General features: G+C 66.8%; 28 protein-coding genes and 1 pseudogene. 13 read left to right on the top strand and 16 right to left on the bottom strand.

All coding sequences use genetic code 11. The features are described 5' to 3' along the window. The first annotated feature begins 227 nt into the window (after window positions 1-227). Window positions 228-1,343 (top strand): hypothetical protein, encoded by a 1,116-nt coding sequence (locus LUX31_RS29605; protein ID WP_235478357.1) that lies wholly within the window; start codon window positions 228-230, stop codon window positions 1,341-1,343. 29 nt (window positions 1,344-1,372) lie between these two features. On the opposite strand, the gene LUX31_RS29600 is transcribed toward LUX31_RS29605, so the two are convergent. Next, window positions 1,373-2,218 carry a DUF6602 domain-containing protein gene (locus LUX31_RS29600; RefSeq protein ID WP_235478356.1) on the bottom strand — a complete coding sequence of 282 codons (846 nt, stop codon included), beginning with the start codon at window positions 2,216-2,218 and terminating at the stop codon, window positions 1,373-1,375. Window positions 2,219-2,365: 147 nt separating this feature from the next. Between LUX31_RS29600 and LUX31_RS29595 the strand changes: the two genes are divergently transcribed. Then, complete coding sequence (locus LUX31_RS29595; protein WP_235478355.1) at window positions 2,366-5,527, top strand: DUF3427 domain-containing protein; 3,162 nt, start codon at window positions 2,366-2,368, stop codon at window positions 5,525-5,527. A gap of 4 nt (window positions 5,528-5,531) precedes the next feature. Here the strand turns inward: LUX31_RS29595 and LUX31_RS29590 are convergent, their stop codons facing one another. Continuing rightward, window positions 5,532-6,200, bottom strand: a complete 669-nt coding sequence (locus tag LUX31_RS29590; RefSeq protein WP_235478354.1) for an ATP-binding protein — start codon at window positions 6,198-6,200, stop codon at window positions 5,532-5,534. Between the two features lie 203 nt (window positions 6,201-6,403). On the opposite strand from LUX31_RS29590, the gene LUX31_RS29585 reads away from it, so the two are divergent. Both LUX31_RS29585 and LUX31_RS29580 read left to right on the top strand, forming a co-directional pair. Next, window positions 6,404-7,249 (top strand): helix-turn-helix domain-containing protein, encoded by an 846-nt coding sequence (locus LUX31_RS29585; RefSeq protein WP_235480105.1) that lies wholly within the window; start codon window positions 6,404-6,406, stop codon window positions 7,247-7,249. Continuing rightward, window positions 7,249-7,455, top strand: coding sequence for a DUF397 domain-containing protein (locus LUX31_RS29580; protein ID WP_235478353.1), 207 nt, complete (start codon window positions 7,249-7,251; stop codon window positions 7,453-7,455). Before LUX31_RS29585 ends, LUX31_RS29580 begins: the two co-directional genes overlap by 1 nt. A 15-nt stretch (window positions 7,456-7,470) precedes the next feature. Here the strand turns inward: LUX31_RS29580 and LUX31_RS29575 are convergent, their stop codons facing one another. Genes LUX31_RS29575 through LUX31_RS29565 form a run of 3 tightly spaced genes read right to left on the bottom strand, consistent with a single transcriptional unit; the run spans window position 7,471 to window position 9,108 of the window. Beyond that, window positions 7,471-8,319, bottom strand: a complete 849-nt coding sequence (locus LUX31_RS29575; RefSeq protein ID WP_235478352.1) for a helix-turn-helix domain-containing protein — start codon at window positions 8,317-8,319, stop codon at window positions 7,471-7,473. Between the two features lie 23 nt (window positions 8,320-8,342). Then, a complete protein-coding gene (locus tag LUX31_RS29570; RefSeq protein WP_235478351.1) occupies window positions 8,343-8,876 on the bottom strand; it encodes a DUF6879 family protein in 534 nt (177 codons plus the stop codon). Beyond that, a complete protein-coding gene (locus LUX31_RS29565; protein WP_235478350.1) occupies window positions 8,851-9,108 on the bottom strand; it encodes a hypothetical protein in 258 nt (85 codons plus the stop codon). Before LUX31_RS29565 ends, LUX31_RS29570 begins: the two co-directional genes overlap by 26 nt. 299 nt (window positions 9,109-9,407) lie before the next feature. Here LUX31_RS29565 and LUX31_RS29560 point away from each other — a divergent pair, with 299 nt between their 5' ends. From LUX31_RS29560 to LUX31_RS29540, 5 genes are all read left to right on the top strand, one after another. Further along, window positions 9,408-9,734, top strand: a complete 327-nt coding sequence (locus LUX31_RS29560) for a DUF6415 family natural product biosynthesis protein (protein WP_235478349.1) — start codon at window positions 9,408-9,410, stop codon at window positions 9,732-9,734. Between the two features lie 157 nt (window positions 9,735-9,891). Then, window positions 9,892-10,329 (top strand): hypothetical protein, encoded by a 438-nt coding sequence (locus LUX31_RS29555; protein WP_235478348.1) that lies wholly within the window; start codon window positions 9,892-9,894, stop codon window positions 10,327-10,329. Window positions 10,330-10,420: 91 nt separating this feature from the next. Then, window positions 10,421-10,792: a hypothetical protein gene (locus LUX31_RS29550; protein ID WP_235478347.1), complete on the top strand. Its 372-nt coding sequence runs from the start codon at window positions 10,421-10,423 to the stop codon at window positions 10,790-10,792. A gap of 110 nt (window positions 10,793-10,902) precedes the next feature. Beyond that, a complete protein-coding gene (locus LUX31_RS29545; protein WP_235478346.1) occupies window positions 10,903-11,463 on the top strand; it encodes a GNAT family N-acetyltransferase in 561 nt (186 codons plus the stop codon). A 10-nt stretch (window positions 11,464-11,473) separates the two neighbouring features. Continuing rightward, a complete protein-coding gene (locus tag LUX31_RS29540; protein WP_235478345.1) occupies window positions 11,474-12,079 on the top strand; it encodes a DUF5753 domain-containing protein in 606 nt (201 codons plus the stop codon). A gap of 64 nt (window positions 12,080-12,143) precedes the next feature. Here LUX31_RS29540 and LUX31_RS29535 read toward each other — a convergent pair. From LUX31_RS29535 to LUX31_RS29495, 9 genes and pseudogenes are all read right to left on the bottom strand, one after another. Continuing rightward, window positions 12,144-12,510 (bottom strand): annotated as a pseudogene (locus tag LUX31_RS29535) (aminoacyl--tRNA ligase-related protein); the annotation flags it as partial. A 149-nt stretch (window positions 12,511-12,659) separates the two neighbouring features. After that, window positions 12,660-13,088, bottom strand: a complete 429-nt coding sequence (locus LUX31_RS29530) for a hypothetical protein (RefSeq protein ID WP_235478344.1) — start codon at window positions 13,086-13,088, stop codon at window positions 12,660-12,662. A 133-nt stretch (window positions 13,089-13,221) separates the two neighbouring features. Next, window positions 13,222-13,881: a hypothetical protein gene (locus tag LUX31_RS29525; protein WP_235478343.1), complete on the bottom strand. Its 660-nt coding sequence runs from the start codon at window positions 13,879-13,881 to the stop codon at window positions 13,222-13,224. Then, complete coding sequence (locus LUX31_RS29520; protein ID WP_235478342.1) at window positions 13,878-14,534, bottom strand: hypothetical protein; 657 nt, start codon at window positions 14,532-14,534, stop codon at window positions 13,878-13,880. The genes LUX31_RS29525 and LUX31_RS29520 overlap by 4 nt, the downstream gene beginning before the upstream one ends. Then, entirely contained in the window at window positions 14,527-14,850 is a 324-nt protein-coding gene (locus tag LUX31_RS29515; protein ID WP_235478341.1) for a hypothetical protein, read from the bottom strand. Before LUX31_RS29515 ends, LUX31_RS29520 begins: the two co-directional genes overlap by 8 nt. A gap of 608 nt (window positions 14,851-15,458) precedes the next feature. Continuing rightward, window positions 15,459-17,660, bottom strand: coding sequence for a bifunctional serine/threonine-protein kinase/ABC transporter substrate-binding protein (locus tag LUX31_RS29510; protein ID WP_235480104.1), 2,202 nt, complete (start codon window positions 17,658-17,660; stop codon window positions 15,459-15,461). A gap of 51 nt (window positions 17,661-17,711) precedes the next feature. Then, the gene (locus LUX31_RS29505) at window positions 17,712-19,949 is read right to left on the bottom strand and encodes a bifunctional serine/threonine-protein kinase/ABC transporter substrate-binding protein (RefSeq protein ID WP_235478340.1); all 2,238 of its coding nucleotides are present in this window, start codon (window positions 19,947-19,949) and stop codon (window positions 17,712-17,714) included. After that, window positions 19,946-20,743: a hypothetical protein gene (locus LUX31_RS29500; protein WP_235478339.1), complete on the bottom strand. Its 798-nt coding sequence runs from the start codon at window positions 20,741-20,743 to the stop codon at window positions 19,946-19,948. Before LUX31_RS29500 ends, LUX31_RS29505 begins: the two co-directional genes overlap by 4 nt. A gap of 149 nt (window positions 20,744-20,892) precedes the next feature. After that, window positions 20,893-21,615 (bottom strand): hypothetical protein, encoded by a 723-nt coding sequence (locus LUX31_RS29495; RefSeq protein ID WP_235478338.1) that lies wholly within the window; start codon window positions 21,613-21,615, stop codon window positions 20,893-20,895. 170 nt (window positions 21,616-21,785) lie between these two features. Here LUX31_RS29495 and LUX31_RS29490 point away from each other — a divergent pair, with 170 nt between their 5' ends. From LUX31_RS29490 to LUX31_RS29480, 3 genes are all read left to right on the top strand, one after another. Continuing rightward, complete coding sequence (locus LUX31_RS29490; RefSeq protein ID WP_235478337.1) at window positions 21,786-22,757, top strand: NAD(P)-dependent alcohol dehydrogenase; 972 nt, start codon at window positions 21,786-21,788, stop codon at window positions 22,755-22,757. A gap of 147 nt (window positions 22,758-22,904) precedes the next feature. Then, window positions 22,905-23,318 (top strand): hypothetical protein, encoded by a 414-nt coding sequence (locus tag LUX31_RS29485; protein WP_235478336.1) that lies wholly within the window; start codon window positions 22,905-22,907, stop codon window positions 23,316-23,318. A 46-nt stretch (window positions 23,319-23,364) separates the two neighbouring features. Next, entirely contained in the window at window positions 23,365-23,673 is a 309-nt protein-coding gene (locus LUX31_RS29480) for a hypothetical protein (protein ID WP_235478335.1), read from the top strand. A 96-nt stretch (window positions 23,674-23,769) separates the two neighbouring features. Here the strand turns inward: LUX31_RS29480 and LUX31_RS29475 are convergent, their stop codons facing one another. Continuing rightward, window positions 23,770-24,729: a GlxA family transcriptional regulator gene (locus LUX31_RS29475; protein WP_235478334.1), complete on the bottom strand. Its 960-nt coding sequence runs from the start codon at window positions 24,727-24,729 to the stop codon at window positions 23,770-23,772. Window positions 24,730-24,824: 95 nt separating this feature from the next. Here LUX31_RS29475 and LUX31_RS29470 point away from each other — a divergent pair, with 95 nt between their 5' ends. Continuing rightward, entirely contained in the window at window positions 24,825-25,274 is a 450-nt protein-coding gene (locus LUX31_RS29470; protein WP_235478333.1) for a hypothetical protein, read from the top strand. Between the two features lie 64 nt (window positions 25,275-25,338). On the opposite strand, the gene LUX31_RS29465 is transcribed toward LUX31_RS29470, so the two are convergent. Next, entirely contained in the window at window positions 25,339-25,845 is a 507-nt protein-coding gene (locus LUX31_RS29465; protein ID WP_235478332.1) for a hypothetical protein, read from the bottom strand. Window positions 25,846-25,912 lie beyond the last annotated feature (67 nt).

The raw sequence follows: 25,912 nt of genomic DNA, 5'->3' as shown, positions 1-25,912 counted from the left end.
TGGTGGCTGCCTATCCAGGGCAAACAGGTCACCTTGACTAGCCTCACTACTTGGCCGGTTCCAGGTACGTGCAGGCCTTGAAGGGCTGCATCCAACTGCATAGCCTTTGGCACCGGCGCGTGCGGTGGGAACCATGCGCCGACATCAACGAGCCTTCCTCAAAATCGCCCGCTCGCTCATCATCACCCCCTCAAAGTCACCGCGTTGACACTTGTTAGGGTCATGACATGACGACGAGGACTGACACGATCGTTTCCGGCGACATACGCACACGAGCGGAGATCAGGAAGGTATTCGGAGGAAGCGGGCAGGGCGGCATATGCTCCTCCGTTGAAAAGCGGAGCGTCAACCTCTATTCGGACCCCACCGTCGGAGAAGTCAATGGATATTACGACGGTTGGCTGGCTGAGGAAGACGAACTGGGGCCCATTTTCGAGTACACAGGGGCAGGGAAGTCCGGCAATCAGACGTTCGCCGGAGCCGCAGGCTCGGGCAACCGAGCCATCCTCCGCCACGCTGAACAGGACCGCACGCTACGAGTATTCACTCAGGTCGGCTTTATGCCCAATAGTGGCACCAAGACTCATGAATACATCGGGGAATTCACTCTGGATGCGCTGGAACCTTACGTATGGCGCAGAGTGCACGGCGAGGACCGCAAGGAGCGCAATGTAATTGTTTTTCGCCTTCGACCGGATGGAGAATTCCAAAAGTCATCAAAGAACTTGATCCCAGCCGCGACAGAGACCACGTGGGAACTTGTCCCCTTCGAGGTAGTTACAACGGCCAATCTTCACACTGACCCTGCGACTACCGGCGCACTGGAAGGTCCCAGCAAGCGCAGGAAAAAGGCGAGCTCTCTACGAAAAGCTGCAGCGAATGCCGCCACCAGCGGCACGTTCGTCGCATCAGAGAAATTTAACAAGAAGATGAGTCTCCGCTCGTCAGCCGCAGCCTACATCGCCGTGCGTCATGAAGCCGAGTTGACCAGTACCTACATGGCCTATCTCAAAGCCGTCGGGCGCAAAACTGGCGCCTTCCAAATTAAAGTCAAGGGCCTCACATCCACCCTAAAGACAGACCTCTATGACGCAACGGAACATGTACTCTACGAAGCTAAGGGTTCTAGCGCACGCGAGGAAGTAAGGATGGCCCTAGGCCAAATTCTGGACTACAGCCGCTACGTGCGAACCGAGGACCATCCCGAGCCGCCCAAGCGCGTCATCCTTCTCCCCGCGAAGCCCGACCTAGACATGTTTGACCTGTGCGAATCATACGGGGTGGAAATAGTTTACAGATCGGAAAATGGCAGCTTCATCGGAGAATCAGTACCACTTGAATAGATCCTTGAACATCCTTAATCCCTTCTCCCTCACGGACCTTCCAGCATCTTGAGTGGCTGGCCTGCGGGAGTCATACGCCATCGACGTGAAATGACACCAAGCCGAGTGGCTCCCGCATACGGTACGAGGTCTAGAGGATTCATCCACGCGTCAGAGAAGTGAATGTTCAAGTGCAACGCGAGAGCTAATAGAATATCCTGAGATACATCTGTATCTATTTGCACCAATAGAGACCCCGGCTCGGGTGAGCGCTCAAGAAGGTGACTACGAGGATTCTGCCATTGCAGGTGACCCTTACCTAGCACCCACACGCTATCAGGCCACTCGACTGGCGGCCGACTTTGACACCATTCCATAAGATGATTACCGATGGTCTCTAGCTTGAGACCATCAAAAGCAATGACGATTCCAGAAGTTGGGAAGAAGTCGTAGGTTTTCCCGTAAGCCGATGTCTTTCGCGGTACAAGTCCGGGCGTCGGGCGATACGAATCCTTCGACATGCGCCGCAGCTTACTAATCTTGCCGCAAGCATCCAAGAGCTTCTCCTTATCCAGTTTGGTCTTCACTTCGACAACACCATAAACGCACTCGTTCGGAAGGATCCGATACCCGTTCAGGGTTGTAAAAGGCGGAGTTCCTCGATCCGCGAGAACGATGTCACACTGGGGAGATGTTTCACCTGAAGCCGTGACGATCTCGGCATTATGTATCGTTTCCACATGGGATGGTAGATAGCTAGCGAGAAACTCGCGAACAAGAGCTTCTCTAGAAGTTCCCGCTTCGCCGTTGTGACTGAAGTTTCTTGACTGCTCGAAGTCTGCACGCATCCGCATGGCAACTGAGCTGAGGATTCTTCCAAGTTTCTCTTGAGGCATGAAACAACTCTAGGGCAGTGCAACAAGCCGCTGCAGCTATGGCAGACAAGTCGCGCTCTCCCGATCCGGCAGGCGGCCATCGCCTGCGCACTGTCAGTGCCCTCTGTTACACATGAGCACAGTTGATGAGCGATCAAGGGAGCCAGAGTGTCTGAGTCGGGGGATTTCGCGCAGCCTGCCGTGGGTCTGTACGAGGAGCTCATCACGGTGCGCTTCGAGCAGAAGCTGAAGGAGTTCGCGAGCCTCGGGTGGCGTCCCGTGAGCGACACAGTGGGAGACGAGTCCGTTCCCTATGTCCTGTCAAGACACATCGCCCGGACGGTGCGCCGCGTACTGCAGAACATCCCCGCCGAGGAGCGGGTATACGCGACGAACCACATCTTGGACTCCATCAGCACTCTTGAGGGAGCGCTGGAGTGGGTGGAATTGGTGGCAGAGGGACCACGCCAACTCCTGGCGCTGACAAGGCAAGAGGCCCCCGGCGTCTTCGCTGTACGCCCAGGCATCCCGCTCTCCGACACCGCGCTCATCACCAACTCACCCGATGACCCCAGCCTCGGCTTCGAGTTGCGAGCCGAGCTCGCCACCGCTGATCGCGTCGACCTGCTCTGCGCCTTTGTGAAGTGGCACGGCCTGCGCATCATCGAGCAGTCGCTCCAAGCCGCTCGTGACCGAGGCGTGCCGATACGCGTCATCACGACGACCTACATCGGGGCGACCGAGCGGCGCGCGCTGGATCGACTGGTGCAGGACTTCAACGCCGAGGTCAAGGTCAGCTACGAGACGCGGTCGACGCGACTCCACGCCAAGGCATGGTTGTTCCGTCGGAACAGTGGTTACGACACCGCGTACGTCGGCAGCTCCAACCTCTCCAAGGCCGCGCTGCTCGATGGCTTGGAGTGGAACGTCCGGCTGTCGTCCATCGCCACGCCTGACGTACTGCGCAAGTTCGACGCGACCTTCGAGGCGTACTGGAGTGATCCGTCCTTCGAGTTGTACGACCCCGATGCCGACGGGGCTCGGCTCCAGGAAGCGTTGGCGATCGCTGGAGGCTCCTCCGCTACCTCCGCTGCGGATCGCAGAATCACCTTGTCCGGCCTCGAAGTACGCCCCTATCCGCACCAGCGCGACATGCTGGAGCGCCTCGAAGTCGAGCGGGAGGTGCATGACCGGCATCAGAACCTGCTGGTTGCGGCGACGGGCACCGGCAAGACTGTGATGGCAGCGCTGGACTACAAGCAATTGCGGAAGAAGCACGGGCGCGACCTACGGCTGCTGTTCGTCGCTCACCGCAAGGAGATCCTCCAGCAGTCCCTGCGGACCTACCAAGACGTCTTGGTAGACGCGAACTTCGGCGAGTCCCTGCACAGCGGAGAGATCCCTGAGCGCTGGACGCATGTCTTCGCCAGCGTGCAGTCACTGAACGCGCGCACGCTGGAGCGCGTCGCTGCTGATCACTTCGATGTGATCGTGATCGATGAGTTCCACCACGGGACTTCACCGACGTACCGAAAGATCCTCGATCACTTCGAGCCGCTGGAACTGCTCGGACTGACCGCGACTCCCGAGCGCATGAACGGTAAGAACATCCAGGACGAGTTCTTCGATGGGCGCATCGCTGCCGAGATGCGGCTGTGGGAAGCCTTGGAGAACGACCTACTGAGCCCCTTCCACTACCTCGGTATCAGCGACAACACCGATCTGAGCGCGGTGAAGTGGCATCGCGGGGCGTACGACGCAAGCGCGCTGAGTGAGGTGCTGTCCGCCAATCATGCGCGGGCGCTGTTGGTCTTGAAGGCCGTTGAGGAGAAGGTGGCCGATCCAAGTGCCATGCGCGCCTTGGGCTTCTGCGTTTCTGTCGAGCACGCGCACTTCATGGCGGAGTCCTTCCGCAAGGCCGGCCTCAACGCCGTTGCCCTGTCTGGCGGAACCCCTGCCGATGAGCGCAAGCAGGCGCTGGATGACCTCAAGTCCGGGGCGTTGCAGGTGATCTTCTCGGTCGACCTCTTCAACGAGGGCCTCGACATCCCTGACGTAGACACCCTACTCCTGCTGCGCCCCACGTCCAGCTCAACTGTGTTCTTGCAGCAGCTCGGCCGAGGGCTCCGGCGTACCGAGAACAAGGCGGTGCTGACCGTGCTCGACTTCATCGGGCAGCACCGTAAGGAGTTCCGCTTCGAGAACCAGTTCCGCGCTCTGACGAATCTGACCCGCAAGCGGCTCTTGGACAACATCGAGCATGACTTCCCGCAACTCCCGTCCGGCTGCGAGATCCTCCTTGAGGAGAAGGCCAAGAAAACCATCATCGCCAACATCAAGGACCAGATCGGCGTCAACGTCACTGCCCTGGCCCGCGAGGTGGCGGACTACGCCGAACTGAAGCTCAGCCAATACCTGGACGAGAGCGGACGCGAGCTCAAGGAGCTCTACCGGGGCAACGGGAACTCTTGGACGGGTCTACTCCGCCGCTCCGGCCTCCTGAAGGGAGAGGCGCCGGAAGGAGAGAGCTCACTCCTCAAGCGCGTCTCCGCGTTCCTACACGTAGACGACCCGGTCCGGGTTGCTGCGTACACGCGGATGTTGGAAGACGACGCACCTGCCTACAGCACCCTCGATGAGCAGGGACAGGCCTACGCCCGCATGCTGTTCTTCCAGTTGTGGCCACTCGGCGGCATTGTCCGCAAGGGGTACGCAAACTACGACGCCGGATTTGCCACCCTGCGTAAGCAGCACGCTTTCCGAAGTGAGCTGCGCCAGGTGCTGGAGTACAACCTCGCTCACACCGAGCACGTGCCGATCCCTCTCTTGGGCTTGGGCGGTCCGAGTGGCGTCCCCCTCACCGTGCACGCCTCGTACAGCCGCGAGGAGATCCTGCCTGCGCTGGGGCAGTCGTACATCGGGGGCTTCATGCCGGCCGATTTCCGCGAGGGTGTGAAGTGGTGCGACTCGATCAAGACGGATGCTCTCCTCATCACGCTGGAGAAGGACGAGAAGGACTTCTCACCGCAGACCCGGTATCACGACTACGCGCAGAGCGAGACTCTCTTCCACTGGGAGTCCCAGAACCAGACGTCCGAGACCTCCCCCACTGGCCTTCGCTATCAGCGTCACGTCGCTGAGGGAAGCCATGTCCTGCTCTTCGTACGCCGCTACAAGAGCACCGACATCGGCGGTGCCCAGCCGTGGATACTGCTCGGCCCTGCGGAGTACGAGAAGCACACGGGTAGCAAGCCGATGGCGATCACGTGGATGCTGAAGCACGAGATCCCGGCGGATGTCTGGACGTACTCGACGATCAAAGCGGGGTAGCGCTTCACACCGAGCCGCCCACCACCCCCGCTTCCACTTCGGCTTCGAAGTGCATCTGCGCACGATCCAACGCATCATCGGCATCACGGCCGTGCGCTCGGAGCCAGTGGAGGAGGTCAGCAATCGCACCGATTGCTGCCTCTTCCGCCAAGGCTGCGCCCAGCCGACCTGAGTTGCCCGCGGGCACCAGCTTCCCCTCGCTGTAGAGGTCGAGCACCTCCTCCGCTCTTGTGATGCGGGGTCCGCCGCGGTGGCCGTTAGGGGAGGTCAGCGTGGTGGAGAGCTCGCACCACGTCATCTTGCGGTCGGCGAGAAGCTGCACGCCCCAACGGTCAGAGATGCAGGTGATGAGCTCCATCCCTCGTCCGGATTCGGAGTTGACGCCTTGGTTGAGGAGCGTGGGCAGAGCCCGGGTGTCGGGGTCGTAGACCTCGATCCGAAGGCGGGTGTCCTTCATGGAGACCGCGAGGGTCGTGGGGGTGCCGGGACCGACGTGCGTGATCACGTTGGAGACGAGTTCGCTGACGCAGAGTTGGGCCGCGTCGATGAGCTCGTCCAAGCCCCAGAGCCCGAGATGGATCCGAAGTACGCGCCGTAGGCCTGCGACTTCCTCGGGCTCCGCCAGAAAGTGAAGGTCCCAGGGCTTCCTTGGCATGCAGGTGGTGCAGTCCATGTGCAACTCCTTCTCACCCCCGCCGAGTTGCACAGCGCACTCGGCCACGCACCTAGAGTTGCATTGGAACTCTCAAAATGGAACTCTCATGAGAGTCGAGGAGGAGCGCACCGCCAAATCTCACGCCCCCAGCGCACACCGCCTTGCCGACCTGCGCACGCAACCAGGACGATCTGATGGATCGACACGAAGGGCTTGTAGGCATGCCGATTGGACCCACCACGCGAAGGCGCCAACTGGGCGCGGATCTGCGCCGCCTACGCGAACTCAAGAGTCTGACCCTTGAGGAAGCAGGCGCGCGCGTCGGCATCTCCAAGGCAACGCTGAGTCGCTACGAGACGAAGGAAGGCACGGTCAAGTGGCCGGCCGTGGACGCGCTTTGTCGCGAATACGGAGCGACCGATGAAGAGCGGCTGGCCCTGGTCGAACTCGCCAAGGGGGCCAGGATTCAGGGCTGGTGGCGATCACTCGCCGACCCCATCCCCGACTCCATGAACCTCATGCTCACGCTTGAGGACGAGGTCGTACGCGAGGATCACTACGCCTGCATGTACATCCCTGGGCTTCTCCAGACCCGCAAGTACGCCGAGGCCGTTCACCGGGCCTCGGAGGTTCAGTGCGCGGAGCGGGAAGTGCAGCACATGGTGGACATCCGCATGAAGCGACAGGAACTCCTTGAGCGGGAGGAGCCGCCGCACATCTGGTCTGTGATCGACGAAGCCGCAGTCCGACGCAGCGTCGGGGGGCGTGAGGTCATGGGCGAACAGTTGCGACACCTGCTCACCATGTGCGAGCGCCCGAACATCACCGTCCAAGTGCTCCCCTTCTCAACAGGAGCCCACGCAGCGGCGGTTGGCAGCTTCGCCGTCTTGCGCGGGCCGCAGCCCGACTTGGATGTGGTCTACGTGGACCTCCTCGGCGGCGGACTCTTCATGGAGAAGCCCCAGGAACTGGACCGCTATAGGTTGGCGTTCGAGTACCTGAGCGCACAGGCGCTCGACCTTGAGTCTTCGGCAGCCCTCATCGCCCGTATAAGCAAGGAGACGTGATGACCGCACCGTCCGCGCCCGCTCTTTCGTGGTTCAAGTCCTCTTACAGCGGGGGAAGTGGGACGGAGTGCGTTGAGTGCGTTAGGTCGGCAGACGGCACCTTCGTACGCGACTCAAAGTGCGTCAGAGGGCCCGTAGTTGCTGTTCGAAGGCAGGCGTGGCGGGTGTTCATAGGGGCATTGAACGACCTGAGATTTGAAGAATGAGGGCCCGCACAGTCACTACAGCGCCTCGATGGCTTTCACAATCAGCGCCCGTGCCTCCGCCCCATACACAGCCATACCCCGGAGCTGCTCAAAAGCCTTGATGTACAGGGCAATCTCGGAGGGCTGCGTGATGTTCACCTCCGCCGAGAGCAGTTCCACGGACACAAGTGTGTCGTCGTGCACGTCGAAGGTCTCCTGTGGCCACAAGGCACGCTCACGCGTCGACATGGGGATGATGCCGAACGACACCGCCGGAAGCGCCCCCGCAGTGAGCAGATAGCCCAACTGCGCAGCCATCGCGTCCGAATTGCCAAGCTGGTAGTAGAGCACCGCTTCCTCAATGACCATCACGAAGCGGTGCCCTGCCTCGTGGATGATCTGTGAGCGCTGGAGGCGTGCAGCTGCGGCCTCGGCCGAGTCGTCGGGAACTGCGAGAAGGCGGGCGTTGGTGCTCAGCAAAGCCTGCGCGTATCCCTCGGTTTGCAGTAGTCCCGGGATCAGCACCGGCGAGTACACGCGCAGCAGGCTCGTCGACCTGTACAGCTCCACGTAGCTGTCCTGGAGCTTCTGCAGTCCCGTGCGTACGCGTTGGCGCCACTCCCGGTAGAGGGATTCCGCGTGCTGGGAGGCTGCGATCAGGTCGGGAGCCTGGTCGGCGGCGCCGGTCGCGCGGCACCACAGGCGGATGTCCGTGGGTGATGGCGGTGTCCTGGCGTTCTCGATGCGGGAGGTCTTGGCGTGATGCCAGCCGCAGTGGGAGGCCAGCTCAGTTACCGTCAGCCCAGAGTTTCTCCTCAGATCGCGTAGCTGGCGCGCCACGTTCTCGCGCGCGGCCTGGGCTGAGGAAGACGGGGAGACGGACATGAGCTGGCCAGTGATGCTTTCTGTCAGTGGATCTCGTACTCGTCGTGCGGGACGGCGCGTTCCCAGACTGCCTCGAACGCGTCCGAGCACTGTTTCACGATGCTCGGTTCAGTTCGCAGTTCCATGGGCGGATTGCTCCAATTGCCGTCCCCGGAGAAGTGGTTGAAGAGGACCTGTGTTCCGTCGAAGATCCACAGGTCAGCGCCGGGCAGCATCAGGTCGCATGCCCGGCGGCGGGGCAGCCAGCGCACCTGTTCGCCGGCATGCACGTTCACGGCGGTTCCGGCGTGCTCGTACCGGATGTACTCGGTGACAGGTTCGGACACGACGCGGGCACGGCGTACGACGACTCCACGGGCGACCGCACGGGAGATCATGTCGACCCAGGGCTCCCAGTACTCCGAGGCGGGGTCGGCATCGCGCCGACCGTCACGGAGCCAGGTGTTGTAGTCGTCGGCCTCGTCACCGACGGCGTACTGGTCGCGCATTTCGAGGTGCACCGCTGAGCGTTGTGCCGCCTCCATCAGCTCGTCAAAGCTGGGCACGTTCTGCGGCATCGCAGGCCTCCCTCAAAATCGGGACCAGGCGGGCAGGGATGCGGATCACCGTTTCGTGGGCGGGAATGCCCTTGGCATGCCCCGGTGCCGTGTTCTCCCCACACTGGGTCCGCGTCTCCTCATCGGCTGTGTAGCTCTGGAGCACGATGTCCGCGGTCTCTAGATCCACCCACGCCGTTGGCGACCCGTTCTTGCCCGTGTCCGGGTCGATTCCGATGAACTGTAAAGCCATGGCTGCCCTCCATGTCGAGCCGTGCGTCGATGTGCACAACGGTCATTCCTCAGCGGCGCACAGTCAAGGGTGCCAAGCCATCTAATAACTCTTCATCATCCTGTGCGCACATTGGTGCACATCGCTGGCTGTTCGCCACGCCACGCTCATAGCGTCCAGGACTACGACAAGACTCCGGCGAGGCGGTGAGGCCTCCCGAGACGTGGCCAACGCCGCTGAGGAGTGCCAACGTGAGGCAAGCTGCAGCCCATCCACCAACCGGCGAGGGCCGGGATCGAGTACCGCCCGATCTTGAGGGGATGCGAGACAGCGCCCGCCAGTTGCTGGACCCGGATTCCGCACCGGACGTGCTCCCACCGAGCTACGCCGAACTGGATGCGCTCACCCTCAAGCTCCGCACGCACCTGGAACTCCTCATCTTCGAGGTCGAGCAGGCGGCGCTACGGATTCCTGAGAGCGAGATCCTGCGTTACTGCGCCCTCGCCTGCGTCGGCGAGGCACGGGGGAGGTTGCGCATCAGCCCACGCCCGGGAGTCAGTTCCGGCGTCACGTACGCACGGCGCCTCGCGCGTGTCCTGAACGCTCTGTGCGACCACCTCGAAACCCTGGGCCGTCACCACAGCTGAGGTGAAGCCGACCGGCGTTCCCGTCCGCGCCCTTGCCCGCTCGGCGGGCTGCGAGATCCCACTCCCGAGTGCACGACTGGTGTTCGGCGCTCCGGGAGATGGCCACTCCCATGTCCTTCAACTGAGAGGTGAGTCCATGTCCTGCCCAACTCCTGTCATGACAACCGTCGTTGCCGCCGAATCTCGCATCGGTCGTTCCCTGATCACCGATGCCGAGTTCGACATGCTCGCCGCGTTCTGCGCCGCCGAGTACGGCTTGGAGCGCTGTGTCGCCGACCGCGTCATGGACCAGGCCCTCGCCTTGGTCCATGTGATGGGTACGACCCGTTCGGGCGCCGCCATGGCGCCGTCCCAGCAGGTCGACCCCGGCTGGCACACGCTCATCCTCCACACCGACTGGTACGCCAACTGGTGCCAGGAGCAGTTCGGTTACTTCCTCCACCACCAGCCGAACAGCAAGACCCGCACGCGCGGCCTGATGACCGACGTCGTCGGGAGGATCCGGGCGGCCGGCTTCGAGGTCGACGAGCGGCTGTGGGGCACGGCCGCCGACTGCAATCCGCCTGCCTGCTGTGGCGACGGCCCCTGCTGCTGATCGGAAGTCCCCATCCGCTTCCGCTAGGCCGGGCCCGCTTCTCTCCGAGCGGGCCCGCTCTGCCTTCCCACACCAGAACGGATTCACCCCCATGTCCCTGGCCGAGCTGACCGCTAGCAGCCGCGTTACCGTCTTCCCTCTCGAAAACCTCACTGTCGCCTACACCACCCAGTCCGGTGACGAGCGCCGCCTGGGCGACATCGGGCTCGTCACCGTTGTCGACGAGCACAGCGACGGTGAGGAGCTTTGGCGGCTGGCCTGCGAACTGGGCGGCCGGGCCGCCGACGGGGACCGAGCCCGATGGATCCTCACGCAGGCCAGTCGCGCGCGAGTGGTCAAGTCGTACACGGACCTGCCGAACGCGGCCTGGACGGCGTACATCCGTCGTCGCTTCGAACTCGACTCCCTGTTCGCGAATCACGACGTCCTGTTGACCGGCCGCATCACGCTGCCGATTCTCTGAACGGGCAGGCTCTTTCTCCGGCACTCTCGGTCCAGGTGGACCACCATCCGCGAGCAGTTCAACAAGCACCTGCCAGTTGACCGACGCTCAACCCCCGGAGGAAGCAAGCAATGACGAGTTCGGTCCAGCGTCTCGGCGACCGCCTCCTCCTACGCGAACTCACCCCCGCCGACGTGGACGCCGTACACGCGATCTACGGCGACCCGAAAGCCACGGAACACCTCTCCTTCGATCCGCGTACCCGGGACCAGGTCGAGCAGATCGTCGCCCGATCTATCGAGGCCGCTCGTGCTGACGAGCGCCATGAGTACGCACTGGCCGTCGTTGAGCGGGCCGACGGGGATCTGGTCGGTTTCGGACGTCTGGCGCTCGACCCGCATCAGCCGAGGACCGCAACGATGGGTTTCGCCCTCAGGGCGTCGAGTTGGGGGCGTGGCTACGGAGTGGAGACCGTCCGGCTGCTCCTGGCCGTCGCCTTCGACGATCTCGGACTGCATCGGGTCTGGGGCGCACGCTCGCCCGCCAATGACGCCTCGGCCCGCACCATGGAGCGGGCCGGCATGGTCGTGGAAGGGCGGATCCGGGAACACATCCAGCGGGGAGGTCGCTGGCGGGACAGCATCGTCCACGCCGTCCTCGATCACGAGTGGCAGTCCATCAACAAGCAATAGGGGGAACACGGTGACCAGTTCGGTCCCTTGGCAGCAACGTCTGTCCACCGGCACGGCAAGCGTCCAGAGCGAGGTCGTCCGCCTCTACCAACAGACTCGGCACGGCAAGGCCTACGTCCCCGCCATGATCTGGGGCACCCTCCAGACCGAGGCCTACGCGACCGTGATCCTCCGTAAGGTCGTCGCCTTCCTCGACATCCCCGACGATGTGCCGGCGGGCGTGGCCAAGCGGATGGAGCGTCAGCAGGTGCTGTACGACGGTGAGCATCGGTACGACGTGATCCTCGGCGAACAGGCCCTGTACACGAACGTCGGTGGGCCCGAGGTGATGCGCGGGCAACTCGAACGCCTGCTCCGTGAGATCGACCTTCCCTCCCTCACCCTCGGCGTCCTTCCCGCTACCGCCGACGTCGGCATGGTCCCCACGCACGGCTTCAACATGTACGACGACAGCCGAGCCCACTACGAGCTCGTCTCCACCGGCGTGGACATCACCGACCCTGCCGAACTCGCCCTCCACAACAAGGCATTCGGCCTCCTCAGTGACGCCGCCTATTACGGAGACGACGCCAAGGAGTTGATCGAGAAGGCGCTGGCCTTCTGGAACGTTGGTTGACGACTCGTCGTCGATCCCTCCGTATCCGCCGGGGGAAAGTGTGACCGTTGGCAAAGTCGCAGACTTACGCCTCCGAGGGCGTGCCGTCCGCCAAAATCCGCCGGAACCCAAGGTACTTGACGAGAAGATCGGGCAGCAGGACAGACCCGTCGGCCTGCTGATGCTGTTCGAGTACGGCGGCCGATGGGCAGGCCGGAGCCGTTGACCGTGGCGGCCGGGGTGGGCCTGCCGTGCTCGTCACGGGTGCGGATGCCGGCACGGCGGCTCTGGAAGGTGCCGAAGTCGGAGACCGAGGAGATCTCGCGGTAGGTGCCGTGGCTGGGCAGCCAGACCTCCAGGTCGTATGTGAACTGCGCGGAGAAACCGGTGTCCCCGGCGACGAGCGTGACGACCCGGTAGGCCAGGTCCAGTTCCTTCAGGCAGCCCTTACTGGCGCAACGCCGACACCGCCACCGCGATGTCCTGGCCGCCGAACAAAGCAAGGAACGCACCCGTATCAGCAGCGAGAAGGCATCCGCTGGGGCGGACGCCCCCTCGCCACCGCGGCCTGAAGACCCGGCGAATCGATGCCCTCACAGCACTAACCAGCCGAACTGACCAAGGTCTCGAAGCCTGAGCTGTCGCAGTAGGACACCGCACGACCCTCAGCCCCGATGTCGCCGCCAACCGCGTTGACGGTGTCATCCAGGATGTCGGTGCCACCGTGCTCCAAGCCTGCCCGGTCAAGCCTTTTCGAGGCATCGATGACCGCATGCCCTGCCGGTTCGACGTTGTCGAAATCGGGCGACTGAACACTCTGTCCGTCACCGGCATCGGCGTCTGCCTCGCTGGTTGTCGTGGCGTGCACCGCGTCCTGCCAGGACCCCAGCTTGGTGCAGTAATCCCGTTGCCACTCCTTGGCCTGCGCCGGATCGTCCGATGAACAACCGCTCATCAGGACAGCGGCAACGACAACGACCGCTGCTCGCTTGACCGCTCGTGCAATCCCACCGCTGTGCTGCAAAGCCATGCCCTCCCCGAAGCTGCCGCCACAGAGTATGGCCGACGGCCCCCGTCCGGCGTCCTGCTGGAGCAGATACGTCGCTGGAGCGCGGGCGAGCTGCTCCTCTCCACAGAAGCCCGAGAAAGCCCTACGGGTGCTTCTACGACTTCGTATCCGGCGATTCCTCGTCGTCCGGTTCGAGATTCCAGACCGCCACGCTCACCTTGTGCGCCAGCTCTTCGATGTCCTGGGCGGCCCGGATCATCTGTGCGGTGTCGTTGGTGGCGGTCCACAGCACCACGTCGGCGCCGACTTCCTCGTCGCGCCAGGCGTAGCGGAGTGCGGCGAGCACTTCGGGGGTGTCGTCCTGCCGTAGATAGCGGAATGCCCGCAGCCCCTCCCCGAGATGGTCCGTGCGGAAGGACTCGACGACCGGGGGCTCGACAGCGTCCGGGTCCTCCGCTCCGACGAGGAAGCGCAGCGTCTCCTCGCGGTCACCTTGCGCGGGTTTGACCATGCCGAAGACCTGGAGAGGCATGCTCGTCGGTTCCCACATGCGCAGCAGCACTCGCGTATCGAAGGGCTCCGGCGCGAAGGCTTCCGCGAAGCGCCGCAGCACCCCCGTGAGGAAGGCGATACCTGAGTCTCCTGGATCCCGTCCGTACGACCGCCAGAACAGCTCGGCGCACGAACGCGCCCAGACGCCGATGTCCTGCCACTCCTCGGTGTCCCAGCGCGGAGGAATCTCCAGCCATCGACTCGGGTCGTAGTCGATGTCGAGGCTGAACTCGTGCTCCAGCTCGACCAGGGGCTCAGTCATGTCCAGCTCCACGTGAACGTCGTCATCAGCGCGTCGAACCACTCGACGAGCGCGTTGGCCAGGTCGTCCTTCGGGTCCCCGGCGCCGATGGTGGAGAAGGCTGCCGCGAACCAGCGGCTTGTGTCGCTGGGCACGGACACCAGGTAGTCCACCCTGCGGCTGGCCAGCTCGACACCGCGCTCAGGATCCGCGGGGACGACGCGCTCGCGGCGCACAGCGAGAGCACCGTCCACTTCGCCGCTGCTCAGATCCAGGTCGGTGCCGCCGCCACCGGAGATCAACTGCACAGCGACCTCGGCCGGATCGGACACCGGTGCAGGCGCCCCGCTGGGCCCGGAGCGGGACGGCAGCAGTGCCTCGGACACGACGATCGACGCGCCGAGGTTCACCTCGCCCGACAATCGCATGGGCAGGTACAGCTCCAGCGCCTTGGCCTTGCGCGCGTCGGCGACGGCCGCGAGAAGTCCGCGCTCCAACTCCAGCCGCAGAGGCGTCAGTCTGTCGCGCGGTACATCGGCCGGTACGCGGGCGAAGGCGGAAGCGACGATCTCCCGTACGGCCTGTTCCGCGTCGCCCTTGCGGAGCGGGATCTGTACCCAGTCCGACGGCAGGAGGAGGCGGTAGCCGGTGGGCGGGGACGTGGGTTCAGCCACGGGTGCGGGCCCGCCTGTTCGAGTACCAGATACCTGCGTAGACGGTGACGCTGAAGGCCACGGCCGGCCACAGCTGCCAGCGGCCGTCGAGTGCGGCGAAGGGCAGTGCGTAGAAGAGGTAGAAGCCGCTGAAGATTCTCAGGTGAGATTCCAGCTGCGTAACCCTCGACCGCAGAGCCGAGTCCCGATATCGGATCAGTACCAGCAGCGGTGTGAGAGCGGCGATGTCCCACTCCCATGTCGGGAGGGGCAGGAGTGCTTCGCCCTGGATCTCCTTGGTGGCCATCGACAGGGCGACTCGTACGAACGCCAGCATGCAGACGGCCAGAAGGGCGTATCGGTATCTGTCACCGCGCCTGAACTCTTCACCACCGCCGTTGTCCGGGGAGCCCGGGCCGGCTGTGACCGGTGCTGCTTCCTGTGCGGACCTCGCGGAACGAACCGCCCGTGGAGAGAGGCGTGGGTGCTGCCGTCCGGACGCCCCGACACGTCCCTGACGCATCTTCTGCGCCCGGCGTCGCGGTGTGGCGCCTGAGTCGTCCTTCACCAGCTTGCCCCTCACCATTGCGAACCGACCGGCGCTGTTTGGTACGTCATGTGACCACTTGCGATTATCTCGTGATCGGCGGTTCTCCAGGCTCGACGAGATTCATCCGGTCGCATCGGAGCCGTTTGCCAACGCTTGCTTCACTGATCGTCCACATTGGCATTGAGAAGCTGTTGCCTTTCCGGACGTGACAGTTGAATTTCCGCTGGTCAGGCGTGGGGGCGTGGGTTTCGTGGCAGTAGAGGGCGTCGTGTCGTCGCGGTGGCGGAGTCCAGTCACCGCAACCTGGGGAGCGCGCGCCGCCTCAGCAGCGGAAGCAACTCCCGTTCCTGGAGCGCGCGTTCATGAACCTTCCCGCCCCCTGGTGAACGAGTCGCTCACGTCTTCCCCAACTGGTCGTACCGCCCCAAAAACCGCGGCGCCCCGTTCTCCACCCGGTGCAGGAAGAGGCCGTTGACCAGGAGGAACTGTCCGGTCCCCGCATCGAACGCGATGGTCTTGGCCAGCCCCTTGTAGCTGGACGCGCGGAGCCTGCGCACCATGGCGCCCCGCTCGACCTCGACAGCGCCGAGTCCGCCCAGCCCCTGGGCTACGAAGAGCAGCGCGTCGTACGCCTCCACCGCGAAGTGCTCGACCGCGCGCACCCCGAAGCGTTTCTGATACGCCGTCACGAAGCGGGTTGCGGCGGGCAGTTCGGCCGGGTCTACGTAGGTCGCGCTGATCAGCCAGCCCTCGGCCGCCGCGCCCGCCTCCTTGAGGAACGCGGGTTCCAGGACCGGTTCCGGGGCCATGCGGGTGCCCCGGAATCCGGCCTGTGCCAGCGCGCGGGCGCACAGGGCGGCCCGGTGCGGGGAGGTGCCGCCGTAGACCACCGCGTCCGCCTCGGCGGCGAGCACGGCGGCGGCGGCCGTGTCGAAGTCCTCGCTGTCCGCGGGGACGACATGGGTGGTGGTCGTCGCGTCGGAGGGCGGGTACGCGGTCAGGGTCTTGACGATCTGCCAGCTGATGCGGCTTGCCTCCTGGTCGTCTATGAGGGCCGTCCTGGTGCTCTTCTCGCTGTGGGTGAGGTAGTGGATGAAGGGCGTGGACAGTGTGTTCTCGTCCGGTCTGAGCTGGAAGAACGCGCGGGTGCTGGCGTACGGGTCCAGGCCTGCGGAGACGGTCACCAGGGGCAGCAGGGCCTTGTCGTAGCGGGTGACGGATGCCTCGGTCGAGGTGTTGCCGGTCGGGCCGATGACGGCGTACACGTCGTCGTCCGCGATGAACTTCGCGGCCACCTCCGCGGCCCGCTTCGCCTCCCCCGCGTCGTCGAGGACCTTCAGGGCCAGCTCGAAGGCGCGGCCACCGGAGGAACCGGAACTGCCGGAACTGCCGGAACGGGAGCGGGAGTTGAACTCCTCCACTGCCAGCCGTACGCCCCGCTCCTGCGCCCGGCCGATCGTCTTGTCCGGTCCCGACAGGTCCGCGTGCACGCCGATGACGTACACCGGCAGTGGTCCTGAGCCCGTTGTCCCGCTCCCGCTGCCCGCCGTCGGCCTGGAGGCGGCCCAGGCCGCGAGGCCGCCGCCGGTCAGGGTCACCGCTGCGGCCGAGCCCAGGGTCAGCAGTCGGCGCCGGGAGGGGGAGGGCCGGTCCGGCGACTGTACGAGGGTGGTCGGGACGGGGTCGGGGAGGGCCAGGACGGCGGCCGAGCGTCGGGCGATCAGCCGGGGCAGCGAGGGCGGCAGCCAGTCTCCCCCGGCCCCGACCCCGGCCTCGTCGTTCGCGGACCCGGCCTCGTCGGTCAGGGCCTCCCGTACCTCCCGTGCCGTGGGTCTGGCCTGCGGGTCCTTGGCCAGGCAGCCCGTCAGCAGCGGGACCAGGGTCCAGGGCACCGTGTCCAGGTCCGGTTCCTCGTGGACCGTACGGAAGATGACGGCGGCCGGGGTCCCGGTGCCGAACGGGCGGCGGCCGGTCGCCGCGTACGCCAGGACGCAGCCCAGCGAGAAGACGTCGCTCGGCGGGCCCATGTCACCGGCTCGCGCCTGCGCCTGCTCGGGCGAGAGGTAGCCGGGCGAGCCGATCACCACGTCGGTCGCGGTCAGCGCGGTGGCCGTGGTGGAGCGGGCTATGCCGAAGTCGATCAGCCGGGGGCCGTCCAGGGCGAGGAGGACGTTGTGCGGTTTCACGTCCCGGTGCACCAGGCCCGCCGCGTGCACCTCGGTGAGCGCCTCGGCCAGCCGGGCGCCCAGGGCGCGTACCGTGCGGTCCGGCAGGGGCCCGTACAGCTCGACGGCCTCGGCCAGCGACGGGCCCGGTACGAAGGCGGTCGCCAGCCAGGGCTCGTGGGCCTCCGGTTCCGCCGCCGTGACCGGGACCAGCCACCGCCCGGTGAGCCCGGTCGCCGCCTCGGCCTCGCGCCGGAACCGGGTCCGGAAGCCGGGGTCGGCCGCGTACTCGGCGCGGATCACCTTCAGCGCGACCAGCGCCCCGCCCGTCGAACGGGCCAGGTAGACCACGCCCATACCGCCCGCGCCGAGCCGGGCAAGGAGGCGGTGGCCGCCGACGAAGGGCGGGTCGCCCGGCTTGAGCGCCTGCACTCCCACGCTGCCTTCCGCGTGGCCGTCCGGGTGCGTCCCGCTCACCGCTGCTTACACCTCGGAGGGGGCGTCGCCGAGGAAGCGGAAGTGGCCGTTCTCGACCTGGTGCAGGAAGATGCCCCACCCGGCGAACGTGCCGTCCTCCGGTTCGAAGGAGAACTCCTTGGTGATTCCCTTGTAGCGGCTCTTGCGCAGCAGGCCCACCAACTCCTGGCGGTTCGGCGGGCGTCCGGCCTTCGTCGTCTTCGTCGTCGTCTTCGTCGTCGTCTTCGTGGCCTTCAGCAGTTCCTGGATGACCAGGTTGACCGTGTCGTACGCCTCGGCGGCGTAGTAGCCGGGCGCGGCGCCGTACCGCTTGCGGAAGGCGGTGGTGAAGGGTGCTGCGGCCGGTACGGCGGTGGGGTCGATGAAGGAGGAGGTCATCAGCCAGCCCTCGGCCGCGTCCCCGGCCAGATCGAGGAACTCCTGGTCGATCACGGCCTGCGAGGTGATCCGTGGCCTGTCGAAGCCTGCGGTCGCCAGCTCCCGGGCCACCTGGGCCGCGCCCTGTGCGTAGCCGGCGTAGATGAAGGAGCCGATCCCGGCCCGCAGCATGTCGGCGACCACGGGCTCCAGGTCGTCCGTCCCCGCCGGGACCACCCGGGGGTAGGCGGGCCGGCCCAGCTGGCGCAGCATGATGACGCTGATCGAGGCGGTTTCCTGGGCGTACGTCTGCGCGGTCCGGTCCTGGAGCACACCGGGGCGCGCGGTCTCCTTCTGCCCCATGAGGTAGATGCCGATCGGGAGGGCGAGCGCCGAGTCACTGGGCCGGCAGTGCACGAAGGACCGGTACTGCGTCGTCGACAGGATCAGCCCGCCGGCCGAGACCGACAGCAGTGGCAGCAGGGCCTCGTCGTACGCGCCGAGGACCGCGTGGGCGCTCTCGTCGTTGGTCGGGCCGAGCACGGCGAGTACGTCGGGGTCCTGGATCAGTTTCCTGGCGGCGGCGGGTGCCCGCCCCGCGCTGCCGCCGTCGTCGACCGTCTTCAGGGTGAGTTCGAACGGTTTGTTCCTGCGGGCGTTGAACTGCTCGACCGCCAGCCGCGCGCCCTGTTCCTGCGCCCGGCCCGATGTCTTCTGTGCGCCGCTGAGGTCCGCCTGCACCCCGATGGCCCAGCGGCGGGCCGCCGGTGCGGACGGGGTGTCCTCGTCGCGGAGTGCGGCCCAGGCCGCGGCGCCGCCCGCCGCCAGGAGCAGCGCCGCGCCGGAGGCCAGGAGCAGCCGACGCCGGCCTGGCGACGCCGGCTCCGCTTCCTGTGCCGCGTCGGCGACGGTCGGCTCGATGTCGGGCAGCGCCAGCATCTCGGCCGAGCGGTCCGCGATTCCCCGTACGACGTCGTCGGGCAGCCAGTCGGTCCGGCCGCCGTCGGGGACGGTGTCCTCGACCAGCAGCACCGTGCAGATCTGCGCGGCCGTCGGACGGTCCGCGGGGTCCTTCGCGAGGCACATGTGCAGCAGCGTCAGCAGTTCGCCGCTGTCCGTGTCACCGCTGTCCGTGTCACCGCTCTCCGCGTCGCCGTCGCCGTCGCCGTCGGATCCGATGCCGGCCAGGTCGGGTTCGTCGTGGACCGTGCGGTAGCGCAGGGCGTCCACCGTGCCGGTGCCGAAGGGCGGGCGGCCGGTCGCCGCGTACGCGAGCAGACAGCCCAGCGAGAAGACGTCGCTCGGTGGGCCCACCTCGGCGCCGCGTGCCTCGGCCTGCTCGGGGGAGAGGAAGCCGGGCGTGCCGACGACCAGGTCGGGGGAGGTGATCGCGGTCTCGTCGGTCGCGCGGGCGATGCCGAAGTCGATCAGGCGCGGACCGTCCACGGCGAGCAGGACGTTGGCGGGCTTGACGTCACGGTGGACGAGCCCGGCCGCGTGCACCTCGCGGAGCGCCATCGCGAGCATCCGGCCCAGGATCCGTACGCTCCGGGCGGGCAGCGGACCATGACGTTGGACCGCCTCCCCGAGCGAGGGGCCTGGCACGAAGGCGGTGGCCAGCCAGGGTTCCGCAGCGTCCGGGTCGGCGCCGGTGACCGGGACCGCCCAGGGGCTGGTCACCCGGCGGGCGGCCTCGACCTCGCGGCGGAAGCGGGCGCGGAAGTCCGGCTCGTCGGCGTACTCGGCCTGGATGACCTTGACGGCGGACAGTGACCCTGCCTCCGTACGGCCGAGGTAGACGACGCCCATGCCGCCCGCGCCGAGGCGGGCGAGGAGCCGGTGGCCGCCGATCGAGGAGGGGTCGGTGGGGAGCAGACGCTCGCTCATTCGGCCGCCCCCAGTTCGGTCTCGACGTCGCTCAGCATCTGGGTGATCGCCTGGCTCATGGCGGTACTGACCTCTGCCTCGGTCCTGCCCTTGGCGCCCCGGCCGACGACGGCGACGGTGACCTGGCCCAGTCGGCTCTGGGACCAGTAGTAGTAGTGGGGGCCGCCGAGTTCGTCGCTGTGGTACTCGCCGCTCTCCGAGAGGAAGTCCTCGGAGGTGAGGTTGCCCATCAGGCCGAACGCCGCGCCCTGGGAGAGCAGTCCGGTGATCCGCTCGCCCTGGCGGAGCTGCTGGTCGGGGCAGCGCAGTGCCTCTTCGAGGGTCCCGGCCATCTCCCAGCCGGCGTCCGTCACGGTTCGGTGCACGGTGACGACGGCGGTGCCCCGGATCGGGCCCTTGCCGTCCTGTGCGGGCAGTTCGCTGTAGCGGGTGAGCGAGGCGAGCACCGTCGGGGGCAGCGAGTCACGCTGCCAGACGCAGTTCGCGTCGAGGACGGGCCAGTAGCCGGGGTCGGTCTCGTACGGGTCGCGCTTCACGTAGCCGGGACCCCAGTTGACGGGCTCCGCCGCGACGGCGCGGGCCAGGCGTACGGCCTGTGCGCGGGTCTTCGGCAGGCGGGCGGGGTCGGGAGCGAAGGAGAAGACCGAGGAGCTGGAGGTGGCACTCGGGTTCGGGGTGGAGCTTGGACCGGGGCTCGAAGTCGGGCTGGAGCGGGTGCCGGCGCTCGTGGTCGAGCCCGTCGAGCCCTTGGCCCCGGCGGCGTCGCCCCCTCCCGAACCTGAACAGCCGGCCAATAACAAACCGACTCCGAACAACGCTCCGCAGCACTGCCACACGGGTCTCGGGAACATCATCAACTCCCCCACTCCGCAACTGTGTTGCCCCCGCGTGGAGCGTAGCGACTATGCCTCCGGCGCACTACGAAACGGTCTGTCTCGGCGCACTACGAAATGGCCGCGTCCCGCTGCCGGATCGCCCGCCTCTCCTCCCGCCGACGCCACCACGCGAGCCCGAACCCCACCCCGGCGATCAGCGCCGGCACGGCCAACTCCGTTGCCAGGTAAGCCACCCAGTCCGGATTCAGCTGCCGCGTCGTACCGCTGGTGAACCGGCAGGTCGCCTGCGGGGGAAGGAAGCTGTACTCCAGGGTCGTCGGCGGGTTGGTTCCCCAGTCCGCACCCGCCGCGCAGGCCGACGAGGGGCCCGCGAGCAGCTGCCAACCGGCCAGCGCGTAGAACATCAGGAACGCCGAGCCGGTCACGAAGAACGCCACCGCTGTACGGCGCAGCTTCGCGGCCCTGGAGACCGGCTCCACGAACGGGCCGCCCAGCTCCGGCTCGAACCACTCCGCGATCAGGGCGGCGAACAGACACACGAGCAGGACCAGCATGCCGATCCAGAGCAGCCCGCCGAGGACGAACCCTCCCCCGATGGACGTCACGTCCCCGTGCTCGAACTCGCAGATCGTGGCCGGGGGAAAGGCCTGGTACCGGATGTCCCCCAGCTCGCCCGGGCCCGTCACCAACCCCTGCGCGCACTGCTCGTCGAACTCCAGCATGCCGAACAACGCCAGCGCCGAGCCGACCACCACCGCACCGAACGAGATCCCGACCGCGACCCACAGGCCGCCGGTCCGGTAGCCGCCGTACGTGCGCGTGTTTGACATTCGCGCAGAGTACTGCCGTGCGCCGCAGCAGACACGTGCCGCACCCACACCGTTCGGCAGGTGAGCCACGGCTTCGACGTGTACTCGACGTGTATTCGACTATTCGACGTGTACCGGTCGCCGGTCCGGTCCGTCGCAACTGCCGGGCCCCTTCCCACGTCCTCAAGGGCATGAAGGCAGCGGTGCGCAGTCGGTACGGGCCCCCGGACGTCGTCCGGATCGTCGAGACGGACAAACCGGCGGTCGGGGACGGGGACGTCCTGGTGAGGGTGCACGCGACGACCGTCAACCGCACCGACTGCGCCTACCGCGCCGCCCGGCCCTTCTTCATGCGCGCGTTCACCGGGCTCACCCGGCCACGGCTCACCGTGCTCGGAACCGAGTACGCGGGCGTGGTGGAAGCGGTCGGCGGCGGTGTCTCGGCCTTCTCCGTCGGTGACCGCGTGTTCGGGTACAACGAGGGGCCGTTCGGCACCCACGCCGAGTACGTGTCCGTTCCGCACGACGCGGCCATCGCGACCATGCCGGACGGCATGACCTTCGAGGAGGCCGCTCCCGGCACCGAGGGCGCGCACTACGCGCTGGCGTTCGTCAGGAGGTCGGGCCTCGGGGCCGGGCACGACGTCCTCGTGTACGGCGCGACCGGCGGTATCGGCTCGGCGGCGGTGCAGTTGCTGAAGCAGCGCGGGGCGACCGTGACCGCGGTGTGCGACACGGCGCATCTGGAGCTGGTGAAGGGGCTCGGCGCGGACCGCGTCGTCGACCGCACCGCCCAGGACTTCACCCGGGACGAGCAGCGCTACGACGCGGTGCTCGACGCCGTCGGCAAGAGTACGTTCGGGCGCTGCAGGCGGCTGCTGAAGCCCAACGGGGTGTATTCGTCCTCGGAGTTGGGTCCCGGCGGGCAGAACATCCTCCTGCCGCTCGTCACGCCGCTGTTCCGGGGGCGGAAGGTGGTGTTCCCCTTCCCTGTGGAGGGTCAGGAGATGGTGCGGTTCCTCCGGGGGCTGATGGAGACCGGGGAGTTCCGGCCCGTCATCGACCGGCGGTACCCGCTGGAGCGGATCGCCGACGCCTACCGCTACGTCGAGACCGGCCAGAAGATCGGGAACGTGGTCGTCACCGTCGTACCGCCGGACTGATCCTGACGGCGTGTGCTCTCGTCGTGGCCCCGGGCCCTCCCGGTATGCGGACAGCTCGTGGTCCTCGTACGCCGAGGTTGTACCGTCGATCTTCCTCAGCCCAGGCATAGTCGATCAGCACAATCAGAGCACTCGGACGGGACCGCCTTGCTTTTCCTGAACCTGGATCGCGGTTCCCTGCTCCGTGGGCTCGCGCTGCTGTCCGGCGCCCTCGCGCTCGCACTGTACTGCTGGGGGCTGCTGCACGTCTTCGGCGCGGTGCTGGAGGCGGAGGACGGCGGGGCGGACTCGGCGCCGGTACGGCCCTGTCGTACGACTCCTGCGAAGGGTGTCGAGGCGGTCGACTACACCATCGGGTACGTCCCCCTCCGGTTCGTCTGCGAGACGCGTGGCGGCGGGAGTTACGTCTCCGACCGCGTGCCGGGGTACGTCAATCCGGGCGCGCTCGGGTTCGCGCTGGCCGGGGTCGCGCTCGCCGTCGGCGCCGGGTACGAGGCCGAGTCGACCGCCCGCCGGGCCGCCGCCACCCCGCCGGACGAGGCACCCAGGATCACGGGTTAGCCTCGCCCCGTACGACATGACCGACCGCGCGGGAGGCAGGCCCACCATGGCGAAGACGACGAAGGTTCCTACGGCGCTTGTGGCCGCCGGCGGGCTTGTCGGCGGGTACGGCGTCGCTCGCTGGAGCAGGAACCGGCAGCTTGGCGGGGCTGTGCTGGCCGTCGCCGGGACCGTCGCCGCTCAGCAGTGGCGGGAGCAGGCGGGGGTGGCTGCTGCGGGGGCGTTGACCGTGGCGTACGTCGGTGCGTTTGCGGGGTCGCACCCCTTGGCCAAGAAGGTGGGGGCCTGGCCTGCTGTGTTCGGGGTTGCGGGGGTTGTCGCGCTTGCGTCCTGGGTGGTTGCCGACCGGCGGTAGGGGCGCCGTTTAGGGGTTGTTGGGTCGCTGCTGCGCCGTTGGGGCTGGTCGCGCAGTTCCCCGCGCCCCTGAAGGCGGGGCCTGCGGCCCGCCCCTTCAGGGCGCTGCTGTCTGGAATGCCCTTCTGTATGCGTGCGGGCTTGTTCCTACCACCCTCTTGAAGCGGTCCCTGAACGCCGTCGGGGAGCCGAAACCCGTTTGGGTGGCGATGCGTTCGACCGGGTGGGTCGTCGTCTCCAGGAGGTGTTGGGCCCGCCTTACGCGCGCCCGGTGCAGCCACTGCAGGGGTGTCGTGCCGGTCTGTTCGCGGAAGCGGCGGTTGAGGGTACGGGTGCTCATGCCGGCCTGGGCCGCGATGTCGGCCAGTGTCAGGTCGTCGCGGTCCGCCTGCTCCTCCAGCCAGCGCAGCACCGGTTCCATCGTCGCGCCCGCCGGGGCCGGCGGCTGGGCCTGGACGATGAACTGGGCCTGGCCGCCCTCCCGTTCGAGGGGCATCACGCACATCCGGGCCGCCTGTGCGGCGACCGCCGAGCCGTGGTCGTTGCGGATCATGTGCAGGCACATGTCCATGGCCGCCGCCGCGCCCGCCGAGGTGAGGAACCGGCCGTTGTCGACGTACAGGACGTTCGGGTCGACGGTCACCTTCGGGTACATGGCCGCGAGATCCTGGGCGGCGATCCAGTGCGTGGTCGCGCGCAGCCCGTCCAGCAGGCCGGTCGCCGCGAAGAGGAACGCGCCGACGCAGATCGAGGCGATCCTCGTCCCCTTGGCCGCCGCCGCGCACAGCGCCTCCGCGACGCCCGGCGGCAACGGCAGGGTCGGGTCGGCGGTGCCCGGCAGGATGATCGTGTCGGCGTCCGCGAGTACGTCGAGCCCGTACGGGGCCCGGACGCTGAACGGCCCCGCGCTCACCTCGTCGCCCGCCGTCACCGAGCAGACCCGTACGCGGTACGCCTCACGCCCGTCCGGCAGCCGGGCCCAGCCGAAGGCGTCGATCGGCGCGGAGAGGTCGAACGGGATGACACCTTCGAGGGCGAGCACGGCGACGGTATGCATGGGGAGAGCGTAGACAACGGCCCTGGCGAGAATCCGTTGACCCCTGGCAGAACCGCCACTTCTGCGTGCCCCTCCCCCGCGCCTAGCGTCACCCCGTGACCAAGTTTCTCCTCGCCGTCCATGTCCTTGCCGCGATCGTCGCAGTCGGTCCCGTGACCGTCGCGGCCAGCATGTTTCCGCCCAGCGCGCGGAAGGCGCTTGCGGCGCCCGATGATCCGCGGGCGCTGGAGACGGTGCGGCTGCTGCATCGGATCTGCCGGGTGTACGCGGGAGTTGGCATCGCGGTGCCTGTGTTCGGGATCGCGACGGCCAGCAGTATGGGGGTGATGGGGGATGCGTGGCTGATCGTGTCCATGGCGTTGACGGTGGCTGCGGCGATCGTGTTGGTGGTGCTGGTGCTGCCTCGGCAGGAGTCGCTTGTCGAGGGTGGGGCGGATCGGGCTGCGACTGTTCAACTCGCCATGTTCACCGGGGTTTTCAATCTGTTGTGGGCGACGGTGACGGTGTTGATGATTGTGCGCCCAGGGTCCACTACAGGGGCGTAGGTCCGGTGCTTCGGCTGCGGGCCCGGTGGGGGCTTGTCGCGCAGTTCCCCGCGCCCCTAGGGGATCACCGCAAGCCCTGCTGGGAACTCACCGCCGACACCAAACCCTCCAGCGACTCCTCCTCCACCCGGAACGCCCGGCCCACTCCCGCCGCCACCAGTACGCCCGCCGCGATTACCAGGGTGAAGAAGGCCCAGGTCAGGGGCCAGGCGTTGGCGAAGCCGTCGGGTGGGCCGGGGTGGGTGCGGAGGGAGACGTACATGAGGGCCGCCGGGGGGACCGCCACCAGGAGCAGGGGCCAGCCTCGGCTGTCTCGGTAGCCGAAGTAGGCGGCCAGGAGGAGGAGTACGACGCCCAGGGCGACCACCCCGACGCCCGTCACCGGGGTCGTCTCCTGGGTCGAGCCCGCGCTCTCGACGCGGTTGCGCAGGTCCCAGGGGACGCAGAGGACGTACGCCGCCGAAGCGACGACGACGCCGAGTGCGCGCGTCAGCCAGCGCTCGGCCCAGGGACGCGCTCCCAGCGGCCGGAGCAGCTTCCCGGTAGTGCCAGTACCAGTCATCTCGGTCATACGTACGAGGGTTCCCTGCTCGGGAGCGGTCCGACAGAGTACGGATACTCAGGTGCGCGTACCTAGT

Origin of the sequence: Streptomyces sp. GQFP (genome assembly GCF_021545335.1) — a bacterium.
Taxonomy (GTDB): Bacteria; Actinomycetota; Actinomycetes; order Streptomycetales; family Streptomycetaceae; genus Streptomyces.
The sequence above is the reverse complement of the archived record's forward strand: the minus strand, read 5'-3'. Positions and strand labels throughout refer to the sequence as shown.

Coding starts and splice junctions, on each gene's coding strand:
- LUX31_RS29480 (WP_235478335.1), top strand. CDS start 23,365: ATGGCGAAGACGACGAAGGTTCCTACGGCGCTTGTGGCCGCCGGCGGG.
- LUX31_RS29575 (WP_235478352.1), bottom strand. CDS start 8,319: ATGTCCGTCTCCCCGTCTTCCTCAGCCCAGGCCGCGCGCGAGAACGTG.
- LUX31_RS29570 (WP_235478351.1), bottom strand. CDS start 8,876: ATGCCGCAGAACGTGCCCAGCTTTGACGAGCTGATGGAGGCGGCACAA.
- LUX31_RS29505 (WP_235478340.1), bottom strand. CDS start 19,949: ATGAGCGAGCGTCTGCTCCCCACCGACCCCTCCTCGATCGGCGGCCAC.
- LUX31_RS29560 (WP_235478349.1), top strand. CDS start 9,408: ATGCGAGACAGCGCCCGCCAGTTGCTGGACCCGGATTCCGCACCGGAC.
- LUX31_RS29515 (WP_235478341.1), bottom strand. CDS start 14,850: ATGCTGGCGTTCGTACGAGTCGCCCTGTCGATGGCCACCAAGGAGATC.
- LUX31_RS29565 (WP_235478350.1), bottom strand. CDS start 9,108: ATGGCTTTACAGTTCATCGGAATCGACCCGGACACGGGCAAGAACGGG.
- LUX31_RS29555 (WP_235478348.1), top strand. CDS start 9,892: ATGACAACCGTCGTTGCCGCCGAATCTCGCATCGGTCGTTCCCTGATC.
- LUX31_RS29525 (WP_235478343.1), bottom strand. CDS start 13,881: ATGACTGAGCCCCTGGTCGAGCTGGAGCACGAGTTCAGCCTCGACATC.
- LUX31_RS29590 (WP_235478354.1), bottom strand. CDS start 6,200: ATGGACTGCACCACCTGCATGCCAAGGAAGCCCTGGGACCTTCACTTT.
- LUX31_RS29545 (WP_235478346.1), top strand. CDS start 10,903: ATGACGAGTTCGGTCCAGCGTCTCGGCGACCGCCTCCTCCTACGCGAA.
- LUX31_RS29580 (WP_235478353.1), top strand. CDS start 7,249: ATGACCGCACCGTCCGCGCCCGCTCTTTCGTGGTTCAAGTCCTCTTAC.
- LUX31_RS29550 (WP_235478347.1), top strand. CDS start 10,421: ATGTCCCTGGCCGAGCTGACCGCTAGCAGCCGCGTTACCGTCTTCCCT.
- LUX31_RS29585 (WP_235480105.1), top strand. CDS start 6,404: ATGCCGATTGGACCCACCACGCGAAGGCGCCAACTGGGCGCGGATCTG.
- LUX31_RS29600 (WP_235478356.1), bottom strand. CDS start 2,218: ATGCCTCAAGAGAAACTTGGAAGAATCCTCAGCTCAGTTGCCATGCGG.
- LUX31_RS29490 (WP_235478337.1), top strand. CDS start 21,786: ATGAAGGCAGCGGTGCGCAGTCGGTACGGGCCCCCGGACGTCGTCCGG.
- LUX31_RS29495 (WP_235478338.1), bottom strand. CDS start 21,615: ATGTCAAACACGCGCACGTACGGCGGCTACCGGACCGGCGGCCTGTGG.
- LUX31_RS29465 (WP_235478332.1), bottom strand. CDS start 25,845: ATGACCGAGATGACTGGTACTGGCACTACCGGGAAGCTGCTCCGGCCG.
- LUX31_RS29605 (WP_235478357.1), top strand. CDS start 228: ATGACGACGAGGACTGACACGATCGTTTCCGGCGACATACGCACACGA.
- LUX31_RS29475 (WP_235478334.1), bottom strand. CDS start 24,729: ATGCATACCGTCGCCGTGCTCGCCCTCGAAGGTGTCATCCCGTTCGAC.
- LUX31_RS29530 (WP_235478344.1), bottom strand. CDS start 13,088: ATGGCTTTGCAGCACAGCGGTGGGATTGCACGAGCGGTCAAGCGAGCA.